Below are 7,757 nucleotides of genomic sequence, written 5' to 3'. Positions count from 1 at the left end.
GTGGTGATTGCTGCAGTCAGGGTGGTTTTACCGTGGTCAACGTGACCGATGGTGCCCACGTTTACGTGCAGTTTGTTACGTTGAAATTGCTCTTTCGCCATGGCGATATTCCTTACGTTATGCCTTCATCACCCGGGATGAAGGCATCAGTTCAAATTTAAACCGTAGCTTATTTGCTACGAGCTTCAATAACGGCCTGCGCAACGTTGTTCGGTGCGTCGTCATACTTCAGGAACTCCATGGAGTACGAAGCACGACCTTTGGTCAGAGAGCGCAGCTGAGTTGCATATCCGAACATTTCAGACAGTGGAACTTCAGCGTGGATCTGAACGCCAGTAGCGTTAGATTCCTGCCCTTTGAGCATACCACGACGACGGCTAAGGTCACCGATTACGTCACCGGTGTTCTCTTCTGGGGTTTCAACTTCAACCTTCATGATAGGCTCAAGCAGAACAGGCTGCGCTTTCTTAAAGCCATCTTTAAAGGCAATAGACGCGGCCAGTTTAAACGCCAGTTCAGAGGAGTCAACGTCATGGTAAGAACCGAAGTGCAGACGAACACCCAGATCCACAACCGGATAACCTGCCAGTGGGCCTGATTTCAACTGCTCCTGGATACCTTTATCAACGGCTGGGATGAATTCGCCAGGAATTACACCACCTTTGATATCGTTGACAAATTCGTAACCTTTCGGGTTCGAACCTGGCTCCAGCGGGTACATGTCGATAACAACATGACCGTACTGACCACGACCACCAGACTGCTTGGCGTGTTTACCTTCGATACCGGTAACTTTAGAGCGGATAGCTTCACGGTAAGCAACCTGTGGTTTACCCACGTTCGCTTCAACGTTGAATTCACGCTTCATACGGTCAACGATGATATCGAGGTGAAGTTCACCCATACCAGCGATGATAGTCTGGTTAGACTCTTCGTCAGTCCATACGCGGAATGACGGGTCTTCTTTCGCCAGACGACCCAGAGCCAGACCCATTTTTTCCTGGTCAGCTTTGGTTTTCGGCTCAACGGCGATAGAAATTACCGGCTCAGGGAATTCCATACGCTCCAGAATGATTGGCGCGTTTGGATCACACAGGGTATCACCAGTGATAACGTCTTTCAGGCCGATCGCAGCGGCGATGTCACCTGCGCGAACTTCGCTGATTTCTTCACGTTTGTTAGCGTGCATCTGAACGATACGACCGAAACGCTCACGTGCAGATTTCACGGAGTTCAGAACGGTATCGCCTGAGTTAACCACACCAGAGTAAACGCGGAAGAACGTCAGGTTACCCACGAATGGGTCAGTTGCGATCTTAAACGCCAGAGCAGAGAACGGCTCTTCATCACTTGCGTGACGCTCAGCTGGGGTATCTTTACCATCGTCCAGCATACCGTTGATTGCCGGTACGTCGGTCGGGGCTGGCAGATACTCAACAACCGCATCCAGCATTGCCTGAACACCTTTGTTCTTAAATGCAGAACCACAGGTCACCAGGATGATTTCGTTTTTCAGCACGCGCTGACGCAGCGCTTTTTTGATCTCTTCTTCAGTCAGCTCTTCACCGCTGAAGAATTTCTCCATCAGCTCTTCAGAGGCTTCTGCTGCAGCTTCGATCAGCTTGCCGCGCCATTCTTCAGCCAGTTCTTGCAGGTTAGCTGGGATCTCTTCGTAATCGAAGGTCACGCCCGCATCCTGGTCGTTCCAGTTGATGGCTTTCATTTTGATCAGGTCAACAACGCCGGTGAAGTTTTCTTCAGCGCCGATAGCGATCTGCAGCGGAACCGGAGTCGCGCCCAGACGAGATTCGATCTGACCAACTACTTTCAGGAAGTTTGCACCCATGCGGTCCATTTTGTTAACGAACGCAATGCGTGGAACTTTATATTTATTAGCCTGACGCCATACGGTCTCAGACTGTGGCTGAACACCACCTACAGCACAGTAAACCATTACTGCGCCATCGAGCACACGCATGGAACGTTCTACTTCGATGGTGAAGTCAACGTGTCCCGGGGTGTCGATGATGTTGATGCGGTGTGGCTCAAACTGCTTAGCCATACCTGACCAGAACGCGGTCGTTGCAGCAGACGTGATGGTAATACCACGTTCCTGCTCCTGTGCCATCCAGTCCATGGTCGCTGCGCCATCATGCACTTCACCGATTTTGTGGTTAACACCGGTGTAGAACAGGATACGCTCGGTAGTAGTGGTTTTACCGGCGTCGATGTGTGCGCTGATACCGATATTACGGTAGCGCGCAATGGGTGTTGTACGAGCCATTTTATTCCTCGGTTTTTAGGACGTTCAAAGTTAGTCGACCCCAGCGGGTTGGCTGTTTGAGCGCCCGCTGGTTTAACAACAACTACGCAGCTGTTACCAGCGGTAGTGAGCGAACGCCTTGTTGGCTTCAGCCATACGGTGAACGTCTTCACGTTTCTTAACTGCAGTACCTTTGTTTTCTGCAGCGTCAGAAAGTTCGTTCGCCAGGCGTAAAGCCATAGATTTATCACCGCGTTTACGAGCAGCTTCTACGATCCAACGCATTGCCAGGGCATTACGACGAACCGGACGGACTTCAACTGGAACCTGATAGGTTGAACCACCAACGCGACGTGACTTAACTTCGACAGTCGGACGCACGTTTTCGAGAGCAACCTCAAAAGCTTCCAGGCCATCTTTACCAGCACGTTGAGCCAGGGTCTCAAGTGCGGTATAGACGATAGATTCAGCAGTAGATTTTTTACCATCTACCATCAGGATATTTACAAATTTAGCCAGCAGCTCTGATCCGAACTTAGGATCCGGCAGAATTTTACGCTGACCAATGACGCGACGACGTGGCATGGAAATACTCCGTTGTTAATTCAGGATTGTCCAAAACTCTACGAGTTTAGTTTGACATTTAAGTTAAAACGTTTGGCCTTACTTAACGGAGAACCATTAAGCCTTTGGCTTCTTCACGCCGTACTTGGAGCGTGACTGCTTACGGTCTTTAACACCTGAGCAGTCCAGCGCGCCACGGACGGTGTGGTAACGCACACCTGGCAGGTCTTTAACACGACCGCCACGGATCAAGATCACGGAGTGTTCCTGCAGGTTGTGACCTTCACCACCGATGTAGGAGGTGACTTCAAAACCGTTAGTCAAACGCACACGGCAAACTTTACGCAGTGCTGAGTTTGGTTTTTTAGGAGTGGTGGTGTACACACGGGTACAAACGCCACGTTTCTGCGGGCAAGCTTCCAGCGCCGGCACGTTGCTCTTTGCAACTTTGCGGACGCGTGGTTTGCGAACCAGCTGGTTAACTGTTGCCATTAAATAGCTCCTGGGATTTAGCTTTTTGCTTCGTAAACACGTAATAAATCACCTCGTAGAATTACGAGGAGGCAGAATTTTAGGGCTGTGTCAAAAAGGTGTCAAGAAATAACCAGGGGGCCAACGCATTACCAGGCCATTTGTTGTTGATGTTTTACCGTTAGCGCAACGAAAAAAGTATAGTCCACAGACTGCACAACAGGGGAAATTTGCGTGCTCAGCCCCCGGGCATTCAGGTCATCTTCCAGTGCCCAGAGCTTCGCCCCTGAGGCGCGAAGCTGTTCCAGCGCCCTGCTGCCCTCAATCGCCGCCAGTACGCCATCCTGCAGCAAGAGCAGGTCATCTTCCGGCATAAGCAGTCGGGTCAGGCTTTCGATGTCGCTGTAAGTCGGTGAGTGAAATAACGTATGCAGCATTAGGTGCTCTTAAAAAGTCAAAATACGGTCATAGCCTGCGAGTTTTTTCCGCAGGGCCGACGCATCTAAAATTTCGGCATCCAGAATGCGTGGCGCATTTTCCGCTAAACCGCGCGACTGCAGCGACGCCCTGCACAGATAACACTGGTCGATATCATACAGCGCCAGCACGCCGAAGGTAGCGGCATAATGCCGGCTGTGAATATTTTCCGGCTGTTGCTCACTGTTAAGCTGCAGAACGCCATCTCCAATAAAAAACAGGCCGATATCGTCACTCAACGCGCCGGTGGCCAGCACCGCATCTAACCCTTCACGTCCCGCACTGCTGCCATGTGGGGCTCGGGTGAATACAAACGCGACACGCTTCATCAGAACTGCACCATCCGCTCGCAACGCAGCGCCGCTTCCGCCAGCGCGCCTAAGCCGGCCAGGGTAAAACCGGGCTGAAGATTCGCGCCCGGCAGCGCAAGCCGTGAGGCTTCCTGCGCATCCGTTACGCCGCGCCGGAGTGCGGCCGCCACGCAAATGTTCAGCGCCACCCCATGCGCCTGATGAAGCGACTGCCAGGCACGAACAAGATCGAATTCGTCACTGGCGGGCGCGCTAAGCTGATTGGCGTTCAGCACCCCTTCCCGATAAAAAAAGACGCTTTCCAGCTGGTGTCCCGCTGCCAGCAGCGCGTTGGCAAACAGCAGCGCGCTGGTCGCCTGCTGCGTACCATAGGCCGGACCGGTGACAAGAAGCGCATAGCGCATTAACGATCCTGCCCCTGAAAGTCACCGTTTTTAAACTGGCGGATGTACAGGTACACGGTATGTTTGGAAATATTTAAGCGCTCGGCGACCTGATTGATGGCGTCTTTGATATCGAAAATCCCTTTTTCATACAGATTCAATACGATCTGACGGTTCTTGGCATTATTCGAGACGTTACGGTCGGCGCTCACTTCTTCAATCGTAAATTCCAGCGTCTGCATGACCAGGTCATCGACCGAACTGGCAAAGTTCACATTGGAATCGACCTGCTGCATCTCTGGCGGCAGAAACGTCGACATGATCTGTGAAAACGGAACGTCGAGGTTCATGTTGATACACAGCAAGCCAATCACCCGCTGCTGGCGATTACGAATCGCAATCGTGACGGACTTCATCAGCACACCACTTTTCGCGCGGGTAAAATAAGCGCGGGAGACGTTGCTGTCTGCACCCTGCATATCATGCAGCATGCGCAAGGCTAAATCCGTGATGGGCGAGCCCACTTTACGCCCTGTATGCTCGCCGTTAGCAATACGCACGGCCGAACAGTTTAAATCTTCCAGTGAGTGAAGGACGATTTCACAATGCGAGCCGATCAACATGGCAAGACCATCTACAACGGCCTCATACGATTTTAAAATATCGTAATCAGTTTGCTCGAACGGATGCTGCTCCAGAAGATCGAAGTCGCTCAGTTCACCGGGATTGAATGGATTAGACATTGAAGACATCACCCTACATGGCTGGAGCCTGTCACAGCGGCTACGGGCAGACTCAATATTGGGATAGTTATGCAGGCGATAGTCTGGCAAATGTCGCGGGGTTATGCCAGAGGTTTGTCATAAAGAGAAACCGCCACCCGAAGGTGGCGGCAGACAGATTACTGGGATTTCTTCGCGTCAGCAGCAGGTGCCTGCGTTTTTTCATCCGCTTTTGGTGCCGGTTTGATATCAAGCAGCTCAACGTCAAACACCAGCGTGGAGTTAGCCGGGATGCCCGGAACACCGTTTTTACCGTACGCCAGGTTTGGTGGGATAACCAGCTTGATCTTACCGCCTTTCTTAACGTGCTTCAGGCCTTCAGTCCAGCCTGGAATCACGCCGTCAAGACGGAAAGACAGGGGCTCACCGCGCGTGTAAGAGTTATCAAACTCGGTGCCGTCGATCAGGGTACCTTTGTAGTTTACAACGACTGTATCGCTGTCTTTTGGTGCTTCACCGGTCCCTTCTTTCTCAACCTTATACAGCAGACCACTTTCGGTCTTCTTCACGCCGCTCTCTTTAGCAAACTTAGCGCTGTAAGCTTCACCCTTCTCGGCATTTTCTTTTGCGTCTTTTTCCATCTTGGCTGACGCCGCGCCTTTCACGCGGGCTTCGAACGCCTGCAGGGTTTGCTCGATTTCTTCGTCAGACAGTTTACTCTTGCCGCCAAACGCGTCCTGAACACCGGCAATCAGTTGCTGCTTGTCCAGCTTGATGCCCAACTTCTCCTGTTCTTTCAGGGAGTTGTCCATATAACGGCCCAGTGACGCACCCAAAGCGTATGCAGATTGCTGATCTTCATTTTTGAAGGCGGCATTTTTTGGAGCCTGAGGAGCAGACTGTGGAGCATCGGCAGCGGCCGGAGCTGCTGCTGTTTCTGCAGCCATTGCCAGCGGAGCATTCAGCGCGACGGCCATGGTGGTAGCTAACAATGTGACTTTAAACAGTGATTTCATCCTTTCTCCAAAACCGAAGCCTCTCACCTCGGGAATCATTGCGGACTGAGGGCCCACACTATAACTTTACGTGGCAGTGACGAACACTCCCACAACGTAATTATCTGGTCTACTTCCGACCTTTTTTGCATCAGGAAGTTTCACCAGAGATGATGTCATCTGACCCTTTTTCAAGCTAAACACCAAATAAAAGCGAATAAATAGGGCAATTCTGCAACGCCAGCCTTTAGAATCATGCGCTGAGTAACCCCTTAACAGGAGAAAAGATCATGCAACAGTCAGAGTGGGAACAACGTATTGAAGCGCTTGAAAGTAAGCTGGCCTTTCAGGAGATCACTATCGATCAACTGAACAATACCGTCGTTCAGCATGAACTTGAAATGAGTAAGATGCGCGAACATATGCGCCTGTTACTTGAGAAGTTTAAAGCCAGCGCGCCGTCGATGATTGCCGATGCTTCAGAAGAAACCCCGCCGCCGCATTACTGATCCATCCGTGACAGGCCAGGCTGACTGTCGGCAGGCCCGCTCTGCCGAGGTCTGCTGACAATAAAATGCCGCAAAAAGTAAGGCCACCCGAAGGTGGCCCTGCACTACCGCGTCGGACTTAGTGGCTGCAGCCACAACCGCCCGTTCCGCAACCACCTTTACCGTGGTCATGGTCATGGTCATGGTCGTGGTGATGACCATCTGCACCGTGAACATGGCCGTGTGCCAGCTCTTCCGGTGTGGCTTCACGAATCGCAACCACCTCAACGTTAAAGTTCAGGTTCTGACCCGCCAGCATGTGGTTACCGTCAACCACAACATGGTCGTCTTCCACTTCGGTGATTTCAACCGGCACCGGACCCTGATCGGTTTCCGCCAGGAAACGCATGCCAACCTGTAATTCGTCAACGCCCATAAAGACGTCTTTTGGTACGCGCTGTACCAGGTTGTCATCGTACTGACCGTACGCGTCATTTGCCGGGATATGCACGTCAAACTTATCGCCCGCGACGTGGTTTTCCAGCGCATTTTCCAGACCAGAAATCAGGGAACCATGACCGTGCAGATAGTCTAACGGTGCACTCACCGGTGACTCGTCAACCAACACACCGTCTTCTGTACGTACCTGATAGGCCAGGCTTACCACCAGGTCTTTTGCTACTTTCATGATATCTCCTAACCGTTGAGAACTAAGATCCCGTCTCATTGGTCTATTCTTGCGTGCAATAACACCAACCAGAAAGGTTCGGGGCTGAGTACAAGAGGCACTCTTTTTCTCTTGCGACTTCAGCGTTAATGGCGTCAATTGTAACGGAATTCAATCCCGCTGTGTGCTTAAGCTTAAAAAAAGCTGGGCCATTTCGCTACTCGGGATGGAAAATTCCGATCACTTGCTCGTTACTGCGAACCTGATCGCGTGCCTGTTTATCGGCTTCCCGCATTTGATGGCCGCACTTCACACACTCGACGACATCGACATTGTTTTCACGCCACATGGCCAGCGTGTCTTTTTCCTGACAATGCGGACATACCGCACCAGCAATAAAGCGTTTACGCATGCTG

The 7,757-nt window shown here is 51.6% G+C and carries 12 protein-coding genes; 1 reads left to right on the top strand and 11 read right to left on the bottom strand.

Going from position 1 to position 7,757, the window contains the following annotated elements; translation table 11 throughout:
- From C7434_RS20575 to fkpA, 9 genes are all read right to left on the bottom strand, one after another.
- On the bottom strand, window positions 1-101 hold a 101-nt coding region (locus C7434_RS20575; RefSeq protein ID WP_233255802.1), incomplete at its 3' end, for a GTP-binding protein.
- Window positions 102-169: 68 nt separating this feature from the next.
- Window positions 170-2,284, bottom strand: a complete 2,115-nt coding sequence (gene fusA / locus C7434_RS20570; protein WP_006120577.1) for an elongation factor G — start codon at window positions 2,282-2,284, stop codon at window positions 170-172.
- Between the two features lie 93 nt (window positions 2,285-2,377).
- Complete coding sequence (gene rpsG, locus C7434_RS20565; RefSeq protein ID WP_006120576.1) at window positions 2,378-2,848, bottom strand: 30S ribosomal protein S7; 471 nt, start codon at window positions 2,846-2,848, stop codon at window positions 2,378-2,380.
- Between the two features lie 96 nt (window positions 2,849-2,944).
- Window positions 2,945-3,319, bottom strand: coding sequence for a 30S ribosomal protein S12 (rpsL, locus tag C7434_RS20560; RefSeq protein WP_006120575.1), 375 nt, complete (start codon window positions 3,317-3,319; stop codon window positions 2,945-2,947).
- Between the two features lie 128 nt (window positions 3,320-3,447).
- Entirely contained in the window at window positions 3,448-3,735 is a 288-nt protein-coding gene (gene tusB, locus C7434_RS20555) for a sulfurtransferase complex subunit TusB (RefSeq protein WP_033741532.1), read from the bottom strand.
- A gap of 9 nt (window positions 3,736-3,744) precedes the next feature.
- Window positions 3,745-4,104 carry a sulfurtransferase complex subunit TusC gene (gene tusC, locus C7434_RS20550; RefSeq protein ID WP_110268744.1) on the bottom strand — a complete coding sequence of 120 codons (360 nt, stop codon included), beginning with the start codon at window positions 4,102-4,104 and terminating at the stop codon, window positions 3,745-3,747.
- Window positions 4,104-4,490, bottom strand: coding sequence for a sulfurtransferase complex subunit TusD (tusD, locus tag C7434_RS20545; protein ID WP_006120572.1), 387 nt, complete (start codon window positions 4,488-4,490; stop codon window positions 4,104-4,106). Before tusD ends, tusC begins: the two co-directional genes overlap by 1 nt.
- Window positions 4,490-5,212: a transcriptional regulator gene (locus C7434_RS20540; protein WP_054632986.1), complete on the bottom strand. Its 723-nt coding sequence runs from the start codon at window positions 5,210-5,212 to the stop codon at window positions 4,490-4,492. The genes tusD and C7434_RS20540 overlap by 1 nt, the downstream gene beginning before the upstream one ends.
- Before the next feature lie 158 nt (window positions 5,213-5,370).
- Window positions 5,371-6,207, bottom strand: a complete 837-nt coding sequence (gene fkpA, locus C7434_RS20535) for an FKBP-type peptidyl-prolyl cis-trans isomerase (protein ID WP_006120570.1) — start codon at window positions 6,205-6,207, stop codon at window positions 5,371-5,373.
- A 269-nt stretch (window positions 6,208-6,476) separates the two neighbouring features.
- Here fkpA and C7434_RS20530 point away from each other — a divergent pair, with 269 nt between their 5' ends.
- Entirely contained in the window at window positions 6,477-6,695 is a 219-nt protein-coding gene (locus C7434_RS20530; RefSeq protein WP_006120569.1) for a protein SlyX, read from the top strand.
- A gap of 118 nt (window positions 6,696-6,813) precedes the next feature.
- Here C7434_RS20530 and slyD read toward each other — a convergent pair whose 3' ends face one another.
- Window positions 6,814-7,362, bottom strand: coding sequence for a peptidylprolyl isomerase (gene slyD / locus C7434_RS20525; RefSeq protein ID WP_006120568.1), 549 nt, complete (start codon window positions 7,360-7,362; stop codon window positions 6,814-6,816).
- A gap of 196 nt (window positions 7,363-7,558) precedes the next feature.
- Entirely contained in the window at window positions 7,559-7,753 is a 195-nt protein-coding gene (locus C7434_RS20520; RefSeq protein WP_006120567.1) for a YheV family putative zinc ribbon protein, read from the bottom strand.
- Between the last annotated feature and the right edge of the window lie 4 nt (window positions 7,754-7,757).

Source organism: Pantoea sp. PNA 14-12 (genome assembly GCF_004364735.1).
Lineage (GTDB): Bacteria > Pseudomonadota > Gammaproteobacteria > Enterobacterales > Enterobacteriaceae > Pantoea > Pantoea stewartii.
The sequence above is the reverse complement of the archived record's forward strand: the minus strand, read 5'-3'. Positions and strand labels throughout refer to the sequence as shown.

Excerpts from the sequence above, each read along its gene's own strand:
- fusA (WP_006120577.1), bottom strand. The coding sequence starts at position 2,284 with ATGGCTCGTACAACACCCATTGCGCGCTACCGTAATATCGGTATCAGC.
- rpsG (WP_006120576.1), bottom strand. The coding sequence starts at position 2,848 with ATGCCACGTCGTCGCGTCATTGGTCAGCGTAAAATTCTGCCGGATCCT.
- rpsL (WP_006120575.1), bottom strand. The coding sequence starts at position 3,319 with ATGGCAACAGTTAACCAGCTGGTTCGCAAACCACGCGTCCGCAAAGTT.
- tusB (WP_033741532.1), bottom strand. The coding sequence starts at position 3,735 with ATGCTGCATACGTTATTTCACTCACCGACTTACAGCGACATCGAAAGC.
- tusC (WP_110268744.1), bottom strand. The coding sequence starts at position 4,104 with ATGAAGCGTGTCGCGTTTGTATTCACCCGAGCCCCACATGGCAGCAGT.
- tusD (WP_006120572.1), bottom strand. The coding sequence starts at position 4,490 with ATGCGCTATGCGCTTCTTGTCACCGGTCCGGCCTATGGTACGCAGCAG.
- C7434_RS20540 (WP_054632986.1), bottom strand. The coding sequence starts at position 5,212 with ATGTCTAATCCATTCAATCCCGGTGAACTGAGCGACTTCGATCTTCTG.
- fkpA (WP_006120570.1), bottom strand. The coding sequence starts at position 6,207 with ATGAAATCACTGTTTAAAGTCACATTGTTAGCTACCACCATGGCCGTC.
- C7434_RS20530 (WP_006120569.1), top strand. The coding sequence starts at position 6,477 with ATGCAACAGTCAGAGTGGGAACAACGTATTGAAGCGCTTGAAAGTAAG.
- slyD (WP_006120568.1), bottom strand. The coding sequence starts at position 7,362 with ATGAAAGTAGCAAAAGACCTGGTGGTAAGCCTGGCCTATCAGGTACGT.
- C7434_RS20520 (WP_006120567.1), bottom strand. The coding sequence starts at position 7,753 with ATGCGTAAACGCTTTATTGCTGGTGCGGTATGTCCGCATTGTCAGGAA.